Below are 19805 nucleotides of genomic sequence, written 5' to 3' on the forward strand. Positions count from 1 at the left end.
ATCGTTCAGGCACTCGTCCCTGAATTTGCCGTTGAAGCTTTCGATGTAAGCGTTCTGGGTCGGTTTGCCCGCCTGGATCAGCTTGATCTGGACACCGTGGGCATAGGCCCACTGATCAAGTGCCTAGCCCGTGAATTCCGGGCCCTGGTCCGTTCGAATGGCTTTGGGATAGCCCCGGAAGAACGCAGCCCGATCCAGGATACGGGTGACGTACTGCCCGCCGATGCCGCGATCCACGACAATGTCCACCGCCTCCTTGGTGTAATCGTCGACGATGGTCAGACACTTCAGACGTCGACCGCAGGCCAGGGCATCAAAGACGAAATCCATCGACCACACCTCATTCGGTGACGTGGGCCGCACCAGCGGCTCCCGGTCCACGGCTACGCCGTGACGCTTGCGTCGGCGGCGGACGGCCAGCCCGGCCGATTGATAGATGCGGTGTACCCGCTTGTGGTTGGCCTGAATCCCTTCCCGGCGCAGCAAAGCATGCAGGCGGCGGTAGCCGAAACGGCTGCGCTCATCGGCCAACGCCATCAGCCGCTGTCGCAGCAATTCATTGTCCGACCGTGGCGCCGGCATGTAGTGCAGCACTGTGCGGGATAAGCCCAGCAGGCGGCAGGCCCGGCGCTCGGAGATCACCGTATTCTCCTGCATCGCCGCGACCGCACCGCGCTTCGCCTGTGGGCTCAGAATTTTCCCCGCACGACGACCTTCAGAGCCTCGTTGTCGAGCATCGCTTCGGCCAGCAACTTCTTCGGCCGGGCGTTCTCGCTTTCCAACGCCTTCAGCCGCCGGGCATCCGATACGTCCATGCCCCCGAATTTCGTGCGCCAGGTGTAGAACGAGGCGTCGCTGAACCCATGCTTGCGACAGAGATCCTTGACCGGGACTCCGCCCTCAGCCTCCTTCAGAAACCCGATGATCTGCTCTTCCGTGAACCGCTTCTTCATGTCCGCTCCTGATCAATGAACGGACTCTAGCTAAGATCAGATCGGCACTGTTTCTTGGGGGGCAGATCAGTGGGAGGCGCATCATGTGTAATGCAGGGCCGCAGTGCGCCCAAAATGGGCCAAAAGGCCGCAACGGGGCCTGCCAGGCGACTGCAAAAGCCGCGCAAAGCGCCTTGTGCGGCTAGCGGAGCAACGAAAAACCGCAGCACAACGGCTGCAGCGAGCACTTTTTCAACGGCCTGTTAGCGGACAGGGCGCACGAAATGGTGGAGCTGGCGGGAATTGAACCCGCGTCCGCTGGTCCGTAGGCCTTGGCTCTACATGCTTAGCCGGTCTTGGGTTGTCGGCGGTGGTTCCCGGATCGGCACGGAGCGCCACCGCTTATCCCCTTAGGGGTCTGACGGATCAGGCCAAGGGCGGGCCTGCCCGCGATCCGATGAGAGTCGACGTTTCAGTTCTCCGGCATCGGACCCAGAGAGTGAAACGCTCGCCGGAATTAGGCGGCGAGGGCGTAGTTGGCGTCGTTCGCAACTAGCTTGGTTGCCACGGGTTTTACGAGGACGTGACGCCTCGGCATGCACCTCGGATTCCGCGACCCGCGTCGAAACCGGTCAGCCCCGAAGTGATGGGAGTGTACCAGTAGATGGGGCCAAGCGCAGAAAGTTCAATCCACGGCTGGGCCGCGCGGGTGCGAGGGGATGGCCACCGATGTGGACGTGCTCATGCCTCGTGGCGCAGGATGCGTTCTTTTTGTCGCTGCCAGTCGCGTTCTTTGATGTCGGCGCGCTTGTCGTGCTGTTTTTTGCCTTTGGCAAGGCCGATTTCGAGCTTGGCGCGGCCACGGGTCCAGTGGAGGTCGAGCGGGATGAGGGTGTAGCCGGCGCGTTCAACCTTGCCGATGAGGGTGTTCAGTTGCTTGCGCTTGAGCAAAAGCTTGCGGGTGCGTGTGGCGTCGGCGATTTCGTGGGTGCAGGTCTGTTTGAGCGGGGTGATGTGGGCGCCGATGAGGAAGGCTTCGCCGTTTTTGAGCGTGACGTATGCTTCGGTGATCTGCGCACGTCCGGCGCGCAGGCTTTTGACTTCCCAGCCCTGAAGGGCAAGGCCGGCTTCGTAGCGTTCTTCGATGTGGTAGTCGTGACGCGCACGCCGGTTGACGGCGATCATGCGCGAGGGTGTTTGTTCTTCGTCGGTGCGGCTCATTCGCGGATTATAGAAGCGCGGCTAGACTAAGATTTTTCCGTGCCGGCCGAAAGCGTCGGCGCACGGCCAGGGGAGCAAGGAGGATGAGATGGCCGTTTTGCCGTTTGCATCGCACAGGATCGCCGCCGGATGAATATCCGTGAGAGCAGCCACGGTTACTGGAGCTCTTCCCGCAGCTTTTTGCTGGTGGCCGCAGGTGCCACGATCGGGATCGGTAATCTCACGCGTGTGCCGTACCTGATGGGGGAGTACGGCGGTTCGGCGTTTTTGCTGGCGTACTTTCTTTCGCTGCTGTTGATCGCGGCGCCGCTGCTGGCCGCGGAATGGATGATTGGCCGCTGGACGCGCGACGATCTCGTCGCTGGTTTCGGTCGTCTTGCCGCTGCGGCGCAGGTGCGGGCGGCCTGGCGCATCGTCGGCGTCATGGCTTTGTCCGGCGCGGTGCTGATTCTGTCGTATTACAGCGTGATTGCTGGTTGGAGTATGGCGTATGCGTTTCGCATGGCCGGCGGCGCGCTGGCCGGCGTGAGCGCCGAGACGGCGGCCGAGGTGTTTCATGACCTGGCGCGCGATCCGGAGCGTAGTCTGTCCTGGCACACGCTGTTCATGGTGGTCGTGTGCATCGTGGTGGCCCACGGTTTTCGCGAGGGGATCGAGCGCGCGGCGGTGCGGTTGCTGCCGGTGGCGGCGGTGCTGCTCGTGGCGCTGTGTTTTTACGCGGTGGCGACGGCCGATGTGCGGCCGGCACTGACTTTTCTGCTCACGCCGGATTTCGGCCGTCTGGGCTGGCGCGGCGTCATCGAAGCCATGCACCAGGCTTTTTTCACGATGAGCCTGGGCATCGGGGTGATGGCGAATCTCGGTGTCTATTTGCCGGCCGCGGCACCGGTGAAGCGGCTGGCGCTGGCGCTGCTGTTGCTGGATGTGAGCGTCAGTCTCGTCGCCGGAATCGCCCTGTTCACGATGGTGTTCGCGGCTGGTCTTACGCCCTCACCAGGGCTTGCAATGATCTTCGATGTGCTGCCGCGCAGCCTGCCGGCGAGCGCCGGCGGTACGGCGTTTGGCGTGGCTTTCTTCCTGATTCTGTTTCTGGTGACGTTGAGTTCGGCGACCGTGCTGCTGGAGCCGCTGACCCGGTATTTGATCGACCGTCTGCGGTGGACGCGGGTTTTTGCCGCGACCAGCGCGGCTGTGGGGATCTGGTACCTGGGTCTGGGGAGTCTGCTGTCCTTCAGCGTGATCGAGGATTTCACGCTGTGGAATCGTAATTTCTTCGAGTGGGTGCAGTTCATCACGGCGAGCTGGCTGGCGCCGGCGACGGGGCTGTTGGTCTGCGTGTTCGTCGTCAGTATCATGCCGCGCGAGCTGGTGGCCTCGCTCTGGGGTGAGCGTGACCGCTGGCTGTACCCGGTCTGGTTTCTGGCGCTGCGTTATCCGGCGCGCATTGGATTGATCATCGTGCTCCTGTATGCAACGGGTTTGCTGGAATGGCTGGTCGGGTTCTGGGTTTCGGATTGATGCCGCTGTGCGATCGCCTTGCGGTGTTGACGCCTCCGGCCGGGCGCCTTCGTCCCATGATGTCGGCCCACGACGCACAGGTGCGCGATGGTCGAGGGTGATCTGATTCAGGTCGAGGTGGCCTACGCGCTACCCGCCGAGCAATGGATTCTCAAGGTCGACGTTGCGCCGGGGACGACGATTCGTGCGGCGATCGAGCGCTCCGGGATACTCGCGCGCTTTCCCGAGATCGATCTCTCCCGCAACAAGGTCGGGTGCTGGGGCCATCTCGCTGCGCTCGACGATGTCGTTCGCTCTGGAGACCGCATCGAGATTTACCGTCCGCTGATCGCTGATCCCAAGGAGGTGCGTCGCCGGCGCGCATCGCAGGGCAAGATGCGGTCTCAATGATGCTTGCCTGCCGTTTTTGATGTGATCCTGCCCATGCGCCGCTCCGATTTCGACTATGTCCTTCCACCCGAGCTGATTGCCCAGCATCCGGCCGAGCGCCGCTCGGCGAGCCGGCTTTTACACGTCGGCCCAGGCGATGTTCTCGACGACCGGCAGATGACCGATTTGCCGGATCTGCTCGCGCCCGGCGATTTGCTCGTTTTCAACGACACCCGCGTCATTCCCGCCCGTGTGTTCGGAATCAAGCCAACCGGTGGCCGGGTGGAGATTCTGGTCGAGCGCGTGCTCGATGCGCAGGAATTTCTCGCGCAGCTGGGCGCAAGCAAGAAGCCCAAGCCGGGCAGCCAGATTCTGGTCGGGGCAGATGAGCGGCTCACGGTCATGGGCCGCGAGGATGACTTGTTTCGCCTGCGTTACGAAGGCGCCGACGGGGTCATGGCCTTTCTCGAACGCGCCGGGCAGATGCCGCTGCCGCCGTACATCGCGCACGCACCGAGTGCCGAGGACCGCGAACGTTACCAGACCATCTTCGCACGCGAACCGGGCGCGGTTGCGGCACCGACTGCCGGGCTGCATTTCGACACCCCGCTGCTGGAGGCGCTGCGCGCACGCGGCATCGCGACGGCGACGCTGACGCTGCACATCGGTGCCGGCACGTTTCAACCGGTGCGCGTCGAGAACATCTCCGAGCACCGCATGCATGCCGAGTGGTACCGTATCGATGCACCGCTGTGCGCGGCCATCGAGGCCGCGCGTGCGCGCGGCGGGCGCGTCGTCGCGGTCGGCACCACGGTGACGCGGGCGCTCGAGTCGGCCGCGCTGGAGCAGGGGCGTGAGCGCACCGTCGCGCCGATATCCGGCGAAACCCGGTTGTTCATCACGCCGGGGTTCCGGTTCCGCATCATCGATCGGCTGCTGACCAATTTTCATCTGCCGCAATCGACGCTGCTCATGCTGGTCTGCGCTTTTGGCGGCCGTGAGCGCATGCTGCGTGCCTACGACCATGCCGTTGCGCAGCGGTACCGCTTCTTCAGCTACGGCGATGCGATGCTGATCGATCCGGTCTGATCGGAATCCGACCTTGGCCGCTGCATCCTGCAAGGTCGCATGGGACAATCGACCCGCGTTTCGTGCTGATTGCGTACAACCTGCCGTGAATTTTCAACTGCTCGCCACCTGTGGTGCCGCCCGTCGTGGGCGCCTCGTCTTCGAACGTGGCACCGTCGAGACTCCCGCGTTCATGCCGGTCGGCACCTACGGAACCGTCAAGACGATGACGCCGGAGGAGCTGCGCGCGATCGGTGCCGAAATCGTGCTCGGCAACACCTTTCATCTGATGCTGCGTCCGGGCGAGCGTACGATCCGCGCGCTCGGCGGGTTGCACCGGTTCATGAATTGGGATGGTCCCATCCTCACCGATTCCGGTGGTTTCCAGGTCTGGAGCCTGTCAGGCTTGCGCAAGATCACCGAGGAAGGGGTGAAGTTTGCTTCCCCGGTGAACGGCGACCGGATTTTTCTGTCCCCGGAGCGGGCGATCGAGATCCAGCACGCCCTGGGCTCCGATGTCATCATGCAGTTCGACGAGTGCACGCCGTACCCGGCGACGGCGAAGCAGGCGCGCAAGTCGATGGAACTGTCGGCGCGCTGGGCCGAGCGCTGCAAGGCGGCGCATGGCGATCATCCCGGCGCGCTGTTCGGCATCGTCCAGGGAGGCATGTATCCCGAATTGCGCTTGGAATCTTTGCGCCGCTTGCGCGCGATCGGCTTCGATGGCTATGCCGTCGGCGGGCTTTCGGTCGGCGAGGCGGAGTCCGAGCGGCTTGCCGTGCTCGATGCGCTGGCACCCGAGCTGCCGCATGAAAGTCCGCGTTACCTGATGGGTGTGGGGACGCCGCGCGATCTGGTTCTGGCCGTTGCGCGCGGGATCGACATGTTCGACTGCGTGATGCCGACGCGCAATGCGCGCAACGGGCATTTGTTCACCAGTCAGGGCGTAGTCAAGATTCGCAACGCCGTTCACCGCGAGGACCCGCGGCCGCTGGATCCGGCCTGCGACTGCTATACCTGCCGCAATTATTCGCGCGCTTATTTGCACCATCTCGATCGCTGCAACGAAATCCTCGGCGCGCGGCTGAACACGATCCACAATCTGCGCTACTACCAAAACCACATGCGCGCGATCCGCGCCGCCATCGAGGAAAACCGTTACGCCGAATTCGCCGAGGCCTTTCTCGCAAGCCCGGCCGGCGCGCCCAGCCGCAGCAGGATGCAACAAGAGCCGCAGGTGTAGGAGCGCTGAGAAGCGGCGGCCTGATGAGATCGGACGAGGGGCGCCCGTGGGTTCACTAGGAGCGTCCCAGATCGGCTGCCTCGGACTCGGTGGGTTGCGGCGGTGCGGGTGTCGCCGGTTCCGGTGCCAGCAATTCGAGTGCCACGGGGGAGGTCCGCACCATCGGCGCATAGGCGGTATGCGGCAGTGTCGTATATCCGGAACGCCGCAGTCGCAGCCACACAAAGGCCGCAAGCACCGCGAAAATCCAGGCGAAATGCAGCAGCAACCCGAACGGTCCCATCCATTCCATCAGCAGACCGGCAAGGCTCGGACCAACCGAGGCGCCGAGGCCATGGATCAGCAGCATGCTGCTGGCACCCTGCAGCATCTCGTCGCGGGACAAAAAATCATTGGTGAGCGCAATGCTGACCGGATACACGGCAAAGGCAAGCCCGCCAAACACAAACATCGCGGCCAGCAGCGTCGATTGCCCGAGCAGGCTGAACACGACCGCAATCAATGCGCTGAAGCATGCTCCTGCCGTTACGGTAGCGAGCACGGCGCGGCGGTCGTGGCGGTCAGACCAGTAGCCTACGGGCCACTGGATCAGCGCGCCTCCCAGGATGGTGGCGGTCATGAATGCGGCGATGCCGGCCTCGTCGAAGTTCAGGTGCCGCGCCATCACCGGACCCATGCCCCAGAACGCACTCATCGCAAGTCCAGAGCCGAAGGCGCCGGCGATGCCGGATGGCGAGGCGGCGTACAGGCGTCTTAATCCGACGCGAGGTTGTTGCACTGGGGTGGGTTGCTCGATGCGCGTGAGCGCAATCGGTACCAGCGACAACGACAGCAGCATCGCGACGATGCCGAATAGTTCCAGACCGTTGGGGGAATACAACCGGATCAGGTTCTGACCGAGCGCCAGCGCAGCGAAATTCACAGCCATATAAGCCGCGAACACTTTACCGCGCCTTTCGCCGGGTGCGAGTGCATTGAGCCAGCTCTCGATCACCGTGTAGAGACTGACCAGGCAGATTCCCATGAGAACGCGCAGCGCAGCTCAGGAGACCGGATGGATGATGAGCGCGTGCTGGATCGCGATGGCCGACGCTATTGCTGCGAACAGTGCAAATGCACGGATGTGGCCGACACGCATCACGATGCGCGGCGCGATAAAGGTGCCGACCAAGAAACCACAGAAATAGGCCGACATGATCAATCCGATCACGCCGTCCGTGTAACCCTCGCTCGACGCACGCAGTGCGAGCAGCGTGCCGATCAGCCCATTGCCGATCAATAGCAGTGCCGCACCCAACAGGATTGAAGAAATCGAAGCAAAGACGGCGAGCATCGCAAGCAAGCAGTGAGCAATCTCGATATGCAGCGCATGGTGCCGCAGTCCGCACGCCTTGACCATCGTATGGATCGATGGCCTTCTGTGCGGGAAGCTGACGGCGGAGAGTTATGGATGGCGTCCTTGCATGCCTTCGATTACGCAATCCTCGCCGCGTACGTGCTCGTCGTGATCATCGTCGCCGCGCGGGTGTCGCGGCATCTCCTGATTCGGAGGAACTGTTTCTCGCGGGCCGCTCGCTCGGTGTCGGCGTCGTGGGGCTGTCCTTGTTCGCATCGAATATTTCGTCGACGACGATGATTGGATTGCCCGGTGCAGCGTGGGCGAGCGGCATTTCCGGCGCGAACTATGAGTGGATGGCTGCCCTCGTGCTTGCCTTCATCGCGGTTTTCATCGCGCCGCTGATGATACAGGCGCAGGTGACAACCATTCCCGAGTTGTTCGGACGCCGCTTCAGCCCGGCGATGCGTGCCTACTTGTCGGTGGTGACGCTGTTTCTCAGTCTCGTCCTGGATACGGCCGGCAGTCTCTATGCCGGCGCACTGGTGCTCAAGCTGTTTTTTCCGGATCTGCAGCTTGCACCCACGTGCGCGGCGATTGCGTTATTTGCCGGTTTGTACACCGCAGCAGGTGGGCTGCGCGCGGTGGCTTACACCGATGTAGTGCAGGCGCTCGTGCTTCTCGTCGGATCGTTGATACTGGCTATTCTGGTTTTCGGGGAATTCGGATACTCGTGGTCGGCGGTGGTCGATCGCGTCGACCCGGAAAAGTTATTGCTGATCCGCCCGCTCGCTGATCCCGCGCTGCCATGGTTCGGCACCCTCATCGGTTTGCCGGTCTTGGGTTTTTACTACTGGACCATGAATCAGTACGTGTCGCAGCGACTGTTGGGGGCGCGCGATGCGCGCACTGCCGGGCGCGGCGCTTTGCTGGCCGCGATACTCAAGCTGCAGCCGCTGTTCCTCCATGGTCTTCCCGGGTGTGATGGCGACGGCGCTATATACCGATCTGGCGCGCCCCGATACTGTGTTTCCACGACTCGTTGCCGACTACGCCCCGGTCGGGGTGGCTGGGCTGATTCTTGCGGCCTTGCTCGCGGCGATCATGTCGAGCGTTGATTCGACGCTCAATTCGGCGTCGACATTGATCACCGTAGATTTCGTGCAGCCGAGGGGCCGGATCTCCGGCCGCAGCAACTCGCGCGTTTGGGGCGCATCCTGATTTTCATTCTGGTTGCATTGGCAGTGATCTGGGCGCCGATGATTGACCGTTTCCCTGGTCTGTTTGCATACCTGCAGCAGACGTTCGCATACGTGACGCCACCGCTGGTGGCCGTTTTCCTGCTCGGTTTGTACACGCGCATCGGCGCGCGGGCCGCGCTGTACGGCACGTTTTGCGGGCACGGGGTCAGCGTGCTCGCATTTGTGGGCAGCCTGGCCGGATGGCATGACGTGCACTTTTACGATCGTCGCCGGATTGTTGTTTGCCGTGGCGGTGGTGGCTTGCGGCGCGTGGCATGTCATCCTGGGTACGCGTGATGGTCTCGTCGATGCACAGCTCGCAACACGCGTGCGCTCAGCGCCCAAGGCAAGTGCCGATGTTCGATTGGGGGCGATGGTACTGGCTGCCGTGACGGCCGTGATGGTCTGGCTATTCCGCTGAATTTTCGATGTGCGCGGCGGTAGCAGACCGGCATGGGCTTGCGCCCATCATGAAACCTTGCGCATCGTCGCCACCGCTGGTGGTGATGACGCATTGATGGCGCCAAGAAATTCTTCGGCCCAGCGTCGGTTGTCGTAGTGGCAGACGATCTCGAAGAGTTGACGTAGCCGTGCACGCGCCTCGGCCTGTCCGATGTTGAGTGCGTGATAACAGGCTTGCGCGAGATCTTCGATGTCATGCGGGTTGGTCAATACAGCGCCCTTGAGCTCGGCTGCGGCGCCAGCGAATTCCGACAGGACGAGGACACCGCGGCCATTTGTCAGGCCCTGGACGGCGCCGAATTCCTTGGCGACGAGATTGAGTCCATCGCGTAGCGGAGTGATCCACGTCAGATCGGCCATCGCGTAGTAGGCAACCAGTTCTTCGAACGGCAGTGAGCGGAAGAAGAACTGCACCGGCGTCCAGCCGACACGTGACCAGCGACCATTGATACGGCCGACGGCCTGCTCGATCTGTGTTTGCAGTTGGCGGTAGACCGTCATTTCGCGTGCGGCGGGCACGCAAATCGTCAGCAGGGTCACTTTGCCGATGAGTCCGGAATGAGCTTCGAGCATGCGCTCAAAGGCCTGCAGTTTTTCGAGCGTACCCTTGGTGTAATCCAGGCGTTCCACCGACAGCAGCATGCGGGTGCCGGCGAGGCTGCTGCGCAGTTGCTGCATCCGTTGACGGACGTCCTCGCGTTCAAGGGTTGTCTTGACACGCTGCACGTCCAGTCCCACGGGATGGGCGCCCAGACGCACGATGCGGTGCCCGGCTTCGATGCAGGTTGCATAGCGGTCGAGGCCGACAGCGCAGCCATAAGTGAGAAAGCGTGGTGCGGCCGAGCTTTCTTCAAGTACACGCACCGGCATCGCGCCGCGCACCACATCGACGAAATTTTCGACCTGGCGCGGGATGTGAAAGCCGATGTAGTCGCACTGCAGCAGGCTGCCGACGATGGCCCGGCACCAGGGCACGACGTTGAATACATCGGCCGAGGGGAAATAAGTGTGATGGAAGAACGCGATCTTCAGGTCGTTCCGTTGCTCACGCAGGGCGGCCGGAATCATCCACAGGTTGTAGTCGTGCAGCCATACCGTGGCACCGTGCGCAGCGTCGCGCGCGATGCGTTCTGCGAAGGCGCGGTTGACTCGCAGGAAGATCTGCCAGTGATCCTCGCGGAAGTGTGCGCGCTCCCAGAACGTGTGCAACAGTGGCCAGAACGCTTCCTTGGAGAAGCTTTTGTAGAACACATCCACTTCCTGCTTGCTCATCGGTATGCGCGATACCGTGAGATTCGGGTGGCGGTCGCCATCGAACTGCGTGTAATCCTCGAAATCCATGCGGGGGGCGCGGATCGACCAGGCCACCCAGGTGCCGGTGCAGCCACCATCGAAAAAGCTCAGCAGCGTCGGAATGATGCCGTTGGGCGAGGATGGCCGACGCCGTTTGATCTGTCCCTTCTCGATGATTTCCTCGTACGGTAGCCGGTGATAGACGATCAGCAGATCCGATTTTCCGGACTCGTGCGCTGGCGAGTGATGCGGCGGGATGCCGCTCGTGTCGAGCAAGCCGAAGTGCTCGATGGCCTCCAGGATGCCGCCGCATCCCCGACGCGAGGCATGCAGCACGTGCGCGCGGCCCTGAGTGGCCTTGAGCAGCCCTTTTTCGGACTGACCGACGCAAACCCCTTTGAAGCCTTGTTCGAACATCGAAGGATCGTTGAGCGTGTCGCCGGCGACGAGGACCTCGTTTTCGTCGATCCCCAGATGCTCGACCAGTGCGCGCAAGGTCGATCCCTTGTTGACCCCGGAGGGGAGGATGTCGAGATAGCGACCGGCGGAGTAGAGCAAATCGCAGCCAAGCGAACGTACGGTATGCGTCAGCGCTGGAGTGATTGCAGCCGACGTACAGAAGTATGAGCAGCGTCGCTCCTGCGGGACGTCCTGGCGCTCTAGACCGACGAATCCCTCGAGCGCCGAGGCAACGGCTTGCTCACCCGACCATCGTGCGTCGATGGCGGCCTGTAACGGTTGCACCGCTTGCTGGGTGGCTCCCTCGACTATCGTCGCGCCGACGTCGCAGATGACGTAGTCCGGGACCGGCAGCGTGGGGTCCGACAGCAGTGGCAATACCGATTCCAGGCCGCGGCCAGTGACATAGACGAGCCGAATGTCGGGGTGGGTGTTGATCAGCCGGTACAGGCGGAGGCGATCCTCGGGGGGTGCCGGCCAGGAATGTGCCGTCCAAATCAGTCGCGAGCAGCATGGCGCGGTCTCCACGTGAAAATAGGAGCGCCACGAGATGAGCAGACGCGCATTGACTCACATTATATATTAATAAATCAATAAATACATGATTTTAAACAAATTCGTATTCTTATTCGTATATACTTAATTGCCATGCAATGCTTGTTTTTATCGCAGATATTTTTCAAAAATGAGGAGTCAATTAAAATTTTCTGATTCTTGGTCGAAAAACAACAGGGCAGGAGGCGCCGGTCGAAGATGCACCCGCGGGTCGGCAGAGGCCCGCTGCTGTAAGAGGCTGGCCGGCGATCCGATGGGTGTTTGCAGTAGCTTCAGAGCAGGGCAAGGACTTCTTCGGCGGCGCGTTCGCCCGAGCGCACGGCGCCGTCGAAATAGCCGTTCCAGACTTCCGCGGTTTCGGTTCCGGCCCAGTGCAGCCGTCCGATCGGGGCCCGCAGGGCCTCGCCGTAATCGAGCCAGACGCCCGGGGGCATGTAGCCGGCGTAGCAGCCGCGCGTCCATTCCTCGGCAGCCCAGTTCTTTTCGATGTAGTCGAGCGGTTCGGCCGCCTGCTCGCCGAAGTAGCGCACGAAGCTGTCGATCACGCCCTGCCGTCGCTCCTCGCGGCTCTGGCGGAGTGCACGACGGCCATCCTCGCCCTCGATGAAGCCCATCATCACGCCGACGTGCGCATCCGGCGGTGAGTTGTCGAACGTGATTTTCACCGGGCCAGTGTCGCTGGTGACCTGGCCGTTGAGGCCGGAATCGCGCCAGAACGGGGTTGGATAGACGCACTGTACTTTGATCACCGTGCCCATGGGCACGCGCTGGGTGAGTTGATCGCGCAATCCGTCGAGTGCGGGCGAGTAGCGGATGCGGCCGGCCAGGGTCGGCGGGATTGCGATGATCGCGCGCTGTGCGCGGACGCTGAAACGCTCGCCGCGTACTGTCACCGATCGGGCATCGTACGCGATCTGGGTCACCGGCGCGTTGAGCAGTACTCGGTCTCCCAGTTCTTCGGCCATGCGCAATGCGATGCGTTGCGAGCCGCCGACGATGCGTGATTCCTGGGCCCCGCCGGTGGTATTGATCAGGTGGTCGAGGCTGCCGGCCGAATGGATGTAGAACAGCACATGCAGCAGGGATAGATCGCGGGGCTGGGCGCTGAAGACGGCCTCGATCGCGAGTTGCAGCAGATCACGCCCTCCCGGCGTGAACAGATTCGCATCCACCCACGACTGGAAGGTTTGGCTGTCCCAGGCTATGGCATCGGTGGCGGTCCATGGTGCCTCAAGGGGTACGCGCGCAGCCATGTCGTTGAGCTGCTGGATGGCGACGGCGGCTTCTGCGGCGCCAGCCGGATCCGTCGGGGGGATACGGTTGAGTCCGAGGTTCAGCGGATCGGCCGGAAAGAGGTGGCCGTAGGGGACGAGCTGGCCATTGCGATAATCAAGGTAATCGCCGATGTCCCAGGTCTTGAACGTTTCCAGGCCCAATTCCGCGATCAACGCGAGGACGCGGTCCTGCGTCGGTCCGACCCATTGGCCACCGACTTCAACGATCGTCCCTGGCCGGGCCGGAGCGGCCAGCGGGTGATTGAGGGCGCGCCCGCCGACGCGGTCGCGTGCTTCAACGACCAGCGTGCGCACACCCGATGCCGTGAGGCGGCGAGCCGCGGTCAGACCGGCCAGACCGGCGCCGACGATGACGACGTCGGTTGTGTGATCGCCGCTGGCCGTGTCGGCGGCATGGGCTGCCGCGAGCGGACTGCTGTCACCGCAGCCGGTCAAGGCAGCACCGGTGCCGAGAAGGGTGGCGCCGGCAAGCAGGCGGCGGCGGGTGTGATCAATGTCGGTCATTGGTTCTTCCTCGGTTTCATGGAAGGTTTCATGGGCGCGGTGCGTGTTCGGTGTGCTGCCGGAGCGTGCGGGATGTACGGCCGCGATCCGCGCTTCGTGGGCTGCCGCGGATCAGCGGGTGAAATCGGCCCACACCGCGGTCTCCAGATAGTCGTTCTCCAATGCATCGCCGCTGCCGGGTGCGAGTGCGGCCGCGACGGCGCGCAGCTCGGCGCGCGGCGCATCGGGGACGACCCATGGTGCCAGTGCGATGAATTCGCGCTTTTCACCCTGGAATACGCGATAGGCCTCGAGATCAACGCCGGGTTCGAATTCCAGGTTGCCGACGTAATGCCGTAGCGGCGCCTGCGCACCGCGGGCGGTGATGGCCGACTGCCCGTCGAAGACCAGATCCAGCAGATTGCCGACCAGATGCGGGGTGACGTTGTAGCGGAAGCGCACCGTTGGGTCGGCGACGGTGCGCCAGGTCGACAGCATCCATTCCAGCGGTTGCCAGCCTCCCGCCTGGTTCGTGGCCCAGCGTCCGGGATTGGCCTCGGCCTGGATCACCACGTCGACGCCGAGCGCATCCATGCACGGCATGTAGCGGGCGCGCACGTCGGCGCAGGGCTGGAAGTCTGCCGGGCGCTGACCGAAGTCATAGCCCCACTGAAAAGCCGGCAGCGAGGTGGCAAATCCGAGGCGGAAACCTTCGATCTCGATGCCCGCGGCGTTGGCCAGTGCGGCATCGCCCTCGGCGGGACCTTCGTCGAGTGCGAGCACGGTCAGCTCGATGTCGGTCAGCGGCACCTTGTGGTTGCGGAACAGCAGATTGGTTTCGCCCTTGGGCGCCTCGGGATGGATGTCCACCGGCCCCCAGATCGCGGTCTGGTTGGTGACCACCGGTTCGGTGGCGATGTACACCTCGTCGACGGAATCCAGGTCTGGATCTTTGAACAGCGCGATGTCGAGTGGGTCGCGCGAGGCACGGTACCGCGCCATGTTGTTGGAGGCGACGACATAGACGCCATAGTCACGCGCGATGTCGGAGAAGGTCTGCGAATAAGCGCGCGCGAACGTATCGGTGGCGGCGAGCAGCACCTGTTTGCGCGGATCGACCGGCCCGAACATGGCCTGATAAGCGGCGATCTGCGGTGCGTAGGATGTGTTGAGCAAGCCCAGTGCGGCGACGATGCCCAGTGGCGCCGCATCGCCGGCCGGCGCACGCAGCGGGGTTTGCGCCTGTTCGCGCACCAGCGCTCCGCGCGAGCCGGTGGCCAGCGTCATCAGGCCGATGTCTTCGTTGAACACGACCAGCATCGGCAGACCCGGTTGCATCAAGGGCACGGCGTGATCTTCCATCAGGCAGCGCATCTTGGTCCGAAAGCTCGCATAGCTTTCGACGTGGCGGACGTCGTGCTTGAACTGGATACCGACGACGCGCAGTCTGGCGTGGGGTGCTGCAGCACCGCTGGCCGGTTGCCAGCGCGCCGGCCGTAGCGCGGCGCACACCTCCGGGCTGGGCCGGTCGGGCATGCCCGGCAGCGGATTGCCGGGCGACGGCGGACAGGCCGGCAGCGGCGGCACGCCGTCGGGCGTGAGTTTGTCCGGCAAGGGGCGTTGTCGCAGATGCAGGGCGCAGCCCGGGTAATTGGTGATCAGCCCGTCCACGCCCAGTGCAAGCGTCGTCTGCTGATCGCGCGCGGTATCGACGGTATAGGGCACCACGGCCTTGCCTGCTGCGTGCGCGAGTGCGACGAACGCAGCGTCGAAATCGGGTGCGTCGAAATTCGGGGCACTGATGTCGTGACCGCCGGCAGTCGTGTAGGCGAGATTCATCGTTGCCGTCTGGCCGGTACTGCTGGTGGTCAGCAACTGTGTGCGGATTGCGGGATTACGGCGTTTGACCGCATCCAGCGTCGGCGGCCAGAACGATTGCACGACGATGCGTTCGGCAAGAGCGTAGGCTTCCAGCAAGGGCAGCAGCACGTCGGCGCTGCGTGTGCCGACCGGATCGAAGTTGGTTTCGCCCGGAATGTTCTTGATTTCGATCGACAGCCGTGGCGGGCAGGGCAGGGTTGCGTGCCAGTCCAGCACCTCGCGCAAGCTCGGTATCCGCACGCCGGTGCCCCGCAACGGATGCGCCAGCCCGGTGTCGGGCGCGGTCGTCGCCTGTCCGGGCGCAAACCAGTAAGCCGCATCGCAGGCGCGGATCTGTGCCAGCGTCCACGCGCCGACGGTGCCGCTGCAATCGGTGGTGCGGTCGAGGGTGTCGTCGTGGATCACCACGAGTTCGCCGTCGGCGGTGAGCTGGACGTCGAGTTCGATTTCATCGACCCCCAGGCGGACAGCGTTGGCAAAGGCCAGCAGGGTGTTCTCCGGGGCATAGGCCGCACCGCCGCGATGCGCCGAAACGAAGCCACCACTGCTGTGCAGCGTGCAGGCCCCGGCCTGTATCTGCGGCCGCTGCGACGATCCACAACCCAGCAGCGCGGCTGCAAGGACACCAGCGCCGATGCGCCACAAGCCGCGGTCCCGCCCAATGCCCATGCCCCGTCCCCACATCGTTTATCGTACGCGTATAAATTAGGTGGACGCCTTTGACCGGTCAAACCTTGTCGTGGTCTGAAATGTCCCGATCATCCGCTCGAGTTTCCCGTGCATCGCGCATCGGCCGTCCGCGGCGCACGCCGGATCAGTCGGCCGAGGTACGCGCGCGCGTCATCGAAGTGGCGCGCCGCTTGTTTGCCGAAGAGGGCTTCGAGGCCGTGAGCATGCGCCGCATCGCCGCGTCGGCCGGCTGTGCGCCGATGACGCTGTATGGGTATTTCCACAGCAAGAACGAGATCCTGCGCTATATCTGGGCGGTGTTCTTCGACGAGTTGTTCGCGCGTATCGCCAGTGTCGGTACCGAAGGTCCGGCGCATCTGCGCCTGCGCCGTGTCTGCACGATCTATCTCGATTACTGGATCGCGCATCCGGACCGCTACCGCATGGTGTTTCTCAATGAAGATCGGGTGGGACCTGGCGAGCGCTACTACGTCGAATCGTCGGCAATCGTCGAGCGCTACGGGTGTTTTTCCGATCTCGTCGCCGCGGCCCAGGCCGAGGGTATGGCCTGGCCCGGCGATCCGCGACGACTCGCCGAGACGCTGGTCTGCGGCTTGCAGGGCATCGCCCACTGCCTGATCACCGTCCCCGAGTATCCGTGGTCTGCATCGGCGGAACAGCTGCTCGAGCGCATGCTCGCTGTCGTGCTGCGGCTCGCGGCATAGCCTGCGTCGTTTGCCCGATGCTGTTCAAATCCGTCCCATATCCGTAATCTTCATTTACGCTCGTCCACCTGAACCGGAATCACGCACTTGGAAACGACCGTCAAAGCCACCAACGTCGTCTGGCATCCGCACCACGTTTCGCGCGAGGAGCGCGCCGCGCAAAAGAAACAAAAGCCCTGTGTGATCTGGTTTACCGGGCTTTCTGGCGCCGGCAAATCGACCATCGCCAACGCGCTCGAAGGCGAGCTCTACCGACGCGGCTATCACAGCTACCTGCTCGACGGCGACAACATCCGCCACGGCCTCAACAAGGACCTGGGTTTTTCCGATGCCGACCGGGTCGAAAATATCCGGCGCATCGGTGAGGTCGCCAAGCTGTTCGCCGATGCCGGCCTGATCGTACTCACCGCGTTCATTTCGCCGTTTCGCGCGGATCGCGAGATGATCCGCAAAATCATGCCGCCCGGAGAATTCTTCGAGGTCTATGTGCACGCGCCGCTGGATCTGTGCGAAAGCCGCGATCCCAAAGGGCTGTACAAGAAGGCGCGCGCCGGCCAGATCAAGAATTTCACCGGCATCGACTCGCCCTACGAAGCGCCGGAGAATCCGGAGTTGACGATCAACACTGGCGAGCTGACGGTCGAACAGTCGGTGCAAAAGCTGCTGGCCTTCCTCAAGGAGCGTGGCCGACTGTGATCCGTTCGGTCTGAATGCAAAAAGGCCGCGCTGGGCGCGCGGCCTTTTCCGTTTACGGCCAAAGATGGGGCTTACAACAGCCGGGCGATGTCGGCCTCGATCTTTTCCGGTGTGTCCATCGAGCCGTAGCGCTTGACCACCTTGCCGTCGCGGCCGACCAGGAACTTGGTGAAATTCCACTTGATGGCCTCGCTGCCGAGCACGCCGGGAGCCTCGGCCTTGAGGTGCTTGTAGAGCGGATGGGCGTTGGCGCCGTTGACTTCGATCTTGGCGTAGAGCGGGAAGGTGACGTCGTAGTTGAGCGAACAGAAGTTCTTGATCTCGTTTTCGTCGCCCGGCTCCTGGTGACCGAACTGATCGCAGGGAAAGCCGAGAATCACCAACCCCTTGTCCTTGTATTTGCGCCACAGGGCTTCCAGGCCCTTGTACTGCGGCGTGAAGCCGCATTTGCTGGCGACGTTGACGATCAGCAGGACCTTGCCTTTGTAGGCATCGAGTTTCTGCATCTGTCCGTCGATGGTTTTGGCTTCGAAGTCATAGACCGTCGTCATCTGCGCTCTCCGTGGTGACCGATCGTGGGGCGGTTCAGAAATGCCCGGCGTCGAGTGCCATCAGCGGGGCGGCATCCTGCCGGACATTGTCCAGCAAGGCCGGCACCTGCGACAGCATCCGCGTCGCGAAGTAGTGTGCGGTGGCGCGCTTGGCATGGGCCAGCGCGGTATCGTTTCTGGCATCTGCCGCGCGCACCATGCGCAGCCAGTTCCAGCCCAGATAGGTGAGCGCAAAAGCGCGTAGATAGTCGCAGCTGCCGAAGGCGGCGTCGTCGGGATTGGACTTGTAGTTATCCTGCACCCAGCGCGTCGTTCGCTCCAGCGCATCGAGTGCGCGCGCGAGCGGGGCGGTCAGGGTTTCCGGCCCCCGACCGAGATCGGTTCGGACCGCATCGAAGAAGCGATTCGGCAGACGGCCGTTGTGCAGCATCAGTTTGCGCCGCACCAGATCCATCGCCTGGATACCGTTGGTGCCCTCGTACAGGCACAGGATTTTCGAGTCGCGCACGATTTGCTCGATGCCATGCTCCTTGATGTAGCCATGGCCGCCATAGACCTGGATGGCGAGCGAACCGAGCTCGAAGGCCGAGTCGGTGCAGAAGGCCTTGACCAGCGGTGTGTTCAGATCGACCCAGTCCTGCGCAGCTTCACGCACGCGCGCATCCGGATGATGGCGAGCCAGATCGACGTACATCGCGGTTTCGTAGGCGAGCACGCGCGCACCCTCGGTCGTCGCCTTCATCTGCAGCAGCATGCGGCGCACGTCCGGGTGTTCGATGATCTCGGACTTGCCGTTGAAGGCCTTGCCCTGCTTGCGCTCGCGCGCGTAACGGATCGCGTTCTGCGTCGCCAGCTCGCACTGACCCAGGCCCTGGAAGCCGACCATGATGCGCGCCAGGTTCATCATCACGAACATGTTCTGGATGCCCTGGTTGGGCGCGCCGACGATCCAGCCGCGGGCGTTGTCGAAGTTCAGCACGCAGGTGACCGAGCCGTTGATACCCATTTTGTGCTCGATCGACTGCACGCGCACACCGTTGCGCGCTCCGAGCGTGCCATCGGGGTTGACCAGATATTTGGGCACGACGAAGGTGGACAGACCCTTGACCCCGGGCGGTGAGTCCGGTAAACGGGCGAGCACGAAGTGCACGATGTTGTCGGCCATGCGGTGTTCGCCGGAGGTGATGAAGATCTTGCCGCCATCGATGCGGTAGCTGCCGTCGCCGTTGGGTGTTGCCCGCGTGCGCGCCGCACCGACGTCGGAGCCGGCCTGCGGTTCGGTGATGCACATCGTGCCGGACCACTCGCCGGTCGCAAGCCGCGGCAGATAGATCCGCTTGATCTCGTCCGAGGCCGAGGCTTCGAGCGCCTCGAAGCAGCCCTGGGTCAGGCCCGGATAAAGGGCAAACGCGACGTTGGCCGAGCACAGCAGCTCTTCGATCACCTTGCCCAGCGTGTAAGGCAGCCCGGCGCCGCCGTATTCGGTTTTTTGCGAGATGCCGATCCAGCCGGCCTCGCGGTAGATCCGGTAGAACTCGGTGAATCCATCGGGCACGGTGACTTCACCGTCTTGCAGCTTGCAACCCTGCTGGTCCGAAACGCTGTTGAGGGGTGCGAGCTTGTCTTCGATCAGTTTCGCCGCTTCTTCGATCAGGCCGGTGAGGGTCTCCGGTGTCGCCTCGCCGAATCCGGGAATTTGCGTCAGCCGGGCTATGTCGAGCACGTCATTGAGGACGAAGCCGATTTCGCGCAAGGGTGCCTGGTAGCTGGCCATCGTTGCCTATGTCACGGAAAAGGGGGCGTAAGGC

16 protein-coding genes, 1 other RNA gene and 2 pseudogenes are annotated in these 19805 nt (G+C 63.2%); 9 read left to right on the forward strand and 10 right to left on the reverse strand.

Annotated features, from left to right (window positions below; all coding sequences use genetic code 11):
* The 3 genes and pseudogenes from BMZ48_RS11010 to smpB all read right to left on the reverse strand — a co-directional run.
* Positions 1 to 953 (reverse strand): annotated as a pseudogene (locus BMZ48_RS11010) (IS3 family transposase); the annotation flags it as partial.
* Positions 954 to 1217: 264 nt separating this feature from the next.
* Positions 1218 to 1572: a transfer-messenger RNA gene (ssrA, locus tag BMZ48_RS11015) on the reverse strand.
* 101 nt (positions 1573 to 1673) lie between these two features.
* Positions 1674 to 2153: an SsrA-binding protein SmpB gene (gene smpB, locus BMZ48_RS11020; protein ID WP_091535109.1), complete on the reverse strand. Its 480-nt coding sequence runs from the start codon at positions 2151 to 2153 to the stop codon at positions 1674 to 1676.
* Between the two features lie 129 nt (positions 2154 to 2282).
* Between smpB and BMZ48_RS11025 the strand changes: the two genes are divergently transcribed.
* From BMZ48_RS11025 to tgt, 4 genes are all read left to right on the forward strand, one after another.
* Positions 2283 to 3671: a sodium-dependent transporter gene (locus BMZ48_RS11025; protein ID WP_091535111.1), complete on the forward strand. Its 1389-nt coding sequence runs from the start codon at positions 2283 to 2285 to the stop codon at positions 3669 to 3671.
* A gap of 87 nt (positions 3672 to 3758) precedes the next feature.
* Entirely contained in the window at positions 3759 to 4061 is a 303-nt protein-coding gene (locus BMZ48_RS11030; protein WP_091535114.1) for an RnfH family protein, read from the forward strand.
* A 33-nt stretch (positions 4062 to 4094) separates the two neighbouring features.
* The gene (gene queA, locus BMZ48_RS11035; protein WP_091535116.1) at positions 4095 to 5129 is read left to right on the forward strand and encodes a tRNA preQ1(34) S-adenosylmethionine ribosyltransferase-isomerase QueA; all 1035 of its coding nucleotides are present in this window, start codon (positions 4095 to 4097) and stop codon (positions 5127 to 5129) included.
* Positions 5130 to 5214: 85 nt separating this feature from the next.
* The gene (gene tgt, locus BMZ48_RS11040; protein WP_091535118.1) at positions 5215 to 6351 is read left to right on the forward strand and encodes a tRNA guanosine(34) transglycosylase Tgt; all 1137 of its coding nucleotides are present in this window, start codon (positions 5215 to 5217) and stop codon (positions 6349 to 6351) included.
* A 55-nt stretch (positions 6352 to 6406) separates the two neighbouring features.
* Here the strand turns inward: tgt and BMZ48_RS11045 are convergent, their stop codons facing one another.
* Both BMZ48_RS11045 and BMZ48_RS13085 read right to left on the reverse strand, forming a co-directional pair.
* Positions 6407 to 7375 (reverse strand): MFS transporter, encoded by a 969-nt coding sequence (locus BMZ48_RS11045; RefSeq protein ID WP_200769603.1) that lies wholly within the window; start codon positions 7373 to 7375, stop codon positions 6407 to 6409.
* An 18-nt stretch (positions 7376 to 7393) separates the two neighbouring features.
* Positions 7394 to 7750, reverse strand: coding sequence for a hypothetical protein (locus BMZ48_RS13085; RefSeq protein ID WP_200769604.1), 357 nt, complete (start codon positions 7748 to 7750; stop codon positions 7394 to 7396).
* A 47-nt stretch (positions 7751 to 7797) separates the two neighbouring features.
* Here BMZ48_RS13085 and BMZ48_RS11050 point away from each other — a divergent pair, with 47 nt between their 5' ends.
* The 3 genes from BMZ48_RS11050 to BMZ48_RS13305 are packed head-to-tail and all read left to right on the forward strand — an operon-like array spanning position 7798 to position 9225.
* Positions 7798 to 8805, forward strand: a complete 1008-nt coding sequence (locus tag BMZ48_RS11050; RefSeq protein ID WP_091535121.1) for a sodium:solute symporter family transporter — start codon at positions 7798 to 7800, stop codon at positions 8803 to 8805.
* Entirely contained in the window at positions 8714 to 8908 is a 195-nt protein-coding gene (locus tag BMZ48_RS13395) for a sodium:solute symporter family transporter (RefSeq protein WP_366450616.1), read from the forward strand. Before BMZ48_RS11050 ends, BMZ48_RS13395 begins: the two co-directional genes overlap by 92 nt.
* Complete coding sequence (locus BMZ48_RS13305; protein ID WP_091535123.1) at positions 8893 to 9225, forward strand: sodium:solute symporter family transporter; 333 nt, start codon at positions 8893 to 8895, stop codon at positions 9223 to 9225. The genes BMZ48_RS13395 and BMZ48_RS13305 overlap by 16 nt, the downstream gene beginning before the upstream one ends.
* A 171-nt stretch (positions 9226 to 9396) precedes the next feature.
* On the opposite strand, the pseudogene ggpS reads toward BMZ48_RS13305, so the two are convergent.
* The 3 genes and pseudogenes from ggpS to BMZ48_RS11070 form a co-directional block, all read right to left on the reverse strand.
* Positions 9397 to 11656 (reverse strand): annotated as a pseudogene (ggpS, locus tag BMZ48_RS11060) (glucosylglycerol-phosphate synthase).
* 313 nt (positions 11657 to 11969) lie between these two features.
* Entirely contained in the window at positions 11970 to 13496 is a 1527-nt protein-coding gene (locus tag BMZ48_RS11065; RefSeq protein ID WP_091535125.1) for a flavin monoamine oxidase family protein, read from the reverse strand.
* Positions 13497 to 13607: 111 nt separating this feature from the next.
* Positions 13608 to 16025 carry a glycerophosphodiester phosphodiesterase gene (locus tag BMZ48_RS11070; protein ID WP_159431161.1) on the reverse strand — a complete coding sequence of 806 codons (2418 nt, stop codon included), beginning with the start codon at positions 16023 to 16025 and terminating at the stop codon, positions 13608 to 13610.
* Positions 16026 to 16105: 80 nt separating this feature from the next.
* Here BMZ48_RS11070 and BMZ48_RS11075 point away from each other — a divergent pair, with 80 nt between their 5' ends.
* Together BMZ48_RS11075 and cysC are read left to right on the forward strand one after the other, a co-directional pair.
* Positions 16106 to 16750: a TetR/AcrR family transcriptional regulator gene (locus BMZ48_RS11075; RefSeq protein WP_091535130.1), complete on the forward strand. Its 645-nt coding sequence runs from the start codon at positions 16106 to 16108 to the stop codon at positions 16748 to 16750.
* 87 nt (positions 16751 to 16837) lie between these two features.
* Complete coding sequence (gene cysC, locus BMZ48_RS11080; RefSeq protein WP_091535132.1) at positions 16838 to 17446, forward strand: adenylyl-sulfate kinase; 609 nt, start codon at positions 16838 to 16840, stop codon at positions 17444 to 17446.
* 71 nt (positions 17447 to 17517) lie between these two features.
* Here cysC and BMZ48_RS11085 read toward each other — a convergent pair whose 3' ends face one another.
* Together BMZ48_RS11085 and BMZ48_RS11090 are read right to left on the reverse strand one after the other, a co-directional pair.
* Complete coding sequence (locus BMZ48_RS11085; protein WP_091535134.1) at positions 17518 to 17997, reverse strand: glutathione peroxidase; 480 nt, start codon at positions 17995 to 17997, stop codon at positions 17518 to 17520.
* 34 nt (positions 17998 to 18031) lie between these two features.
* On the reverse strand, positions 18032 to 19771 hold the full coding sequence (locus tag BMZ48_RS11090; RefSeq protein ID WP_091535137.1) for an acyl-CoA dehydrogenase family protein: 1740 nt from the start codon (positions 19769 to 19771) through the stop codon (positions 18032 to 18034).
* Between the last annotated feature and the right edge of the window lie 34 nt (positions 19772 to 19805).

The organism is Fontimonas thermophila (assembly GCF_900113085.1).
GTDB classification, from domain to species: domain Bacteria; phylum Pseudomonadota; class Gammaproteobacteria; order Nevskiales; family Nevskiaceae; genus Solimonas; species Solimonas thermophila.

Excerpts from the sequence above, each read along its gene's own strand:
- smpB (WP_091535109.1), bottom strand. The coding sequence starts at position 2,153 with ATGAGCCGCACCGACGAAGAACAAACACCCTCGCGCATGATCGCCGTC.
- BMZ48_RS11025 (WP_091535111.1), top strand. The coding sequence starts at position 2,283 with ATGAATATCCGTGAGAGCAGCCACGGTTACTGGAGCTCTTCCCGCAGC.
- BMZ48_RS11030 (WP_091535114.1), top strand. The coding sequence starts at position 3,759 with ATGGTCGAGGGTGATCTGATTCAGGTCGAGGTGGCCTACGCGCTACCC.
- queA (WP_091535116.1), top strand. The coding sequence starts at position 4,095 with ATGCGCCGCTCCGATTTCGACTATGTCCTTCCACCCGAGCTGATTGCC.
- BMZ48_RS11045 (WP_200769603.1), bottom strand. The coding sequence starts at position 7,375 with ATGGGAATCTGCCTGGTCAGTCTCTACACGGTGATCGAGAGCTGGCTC.
- BMZ48_RS13085 (WP_200769604.1), bottom strand. The coding sequence starts at position 7,750 with ATGGTCAAGGCGTGCGGACTGCGGCACCATGCGCTGCATATCGAGATT.
- BMZ48_RS11050 (WP_091535121.1), top strand. The coding sequence starts at position 7,798 with ATGGATGGCGTCCTTGCATGCCTTCGATTACGCAATCCTCGCCGCGTA.
- BMZ48_RS11065 (WP_091535125.1), bottom strand. The coding sequence starts at position 13,496 with ATGACCGACATTGATCACACCCGCCGCCGCCTGCTTGCCGGCGCCACC.
- BMZ48_RS11070 (WP_159431161.1), bottom strand. The coding sequence starts at position 16,025 with ATGGGCATTGGGCGGGACCGCGGCTTGTGGCGCATCGGCGCTGGTGTC.
- BMZ48_RS11075 (WP_091535130.1), top strand. The coding sequence starts at position 16,106 with ATGTCCCGATCATCCGCTCGAGTTTCCCGTGCATCGCGCATCGGCCGT.
- BMZ48_RS11085 (WP_091535134.1), bottom strand. The coding sequence starts at position 17,997 with ATGACGACGGTCTATGACTTCGAAGCCAAAACCATCGACGGACAGATG.
- BMZ48_RS11090 (WP_091535137.1), bottom strand. The coding sequence starts at position 19,771 with ATGGCCAGCTACCAGGCACCCTTGCGCGAAATCGGCTTCGTCCTCAAT.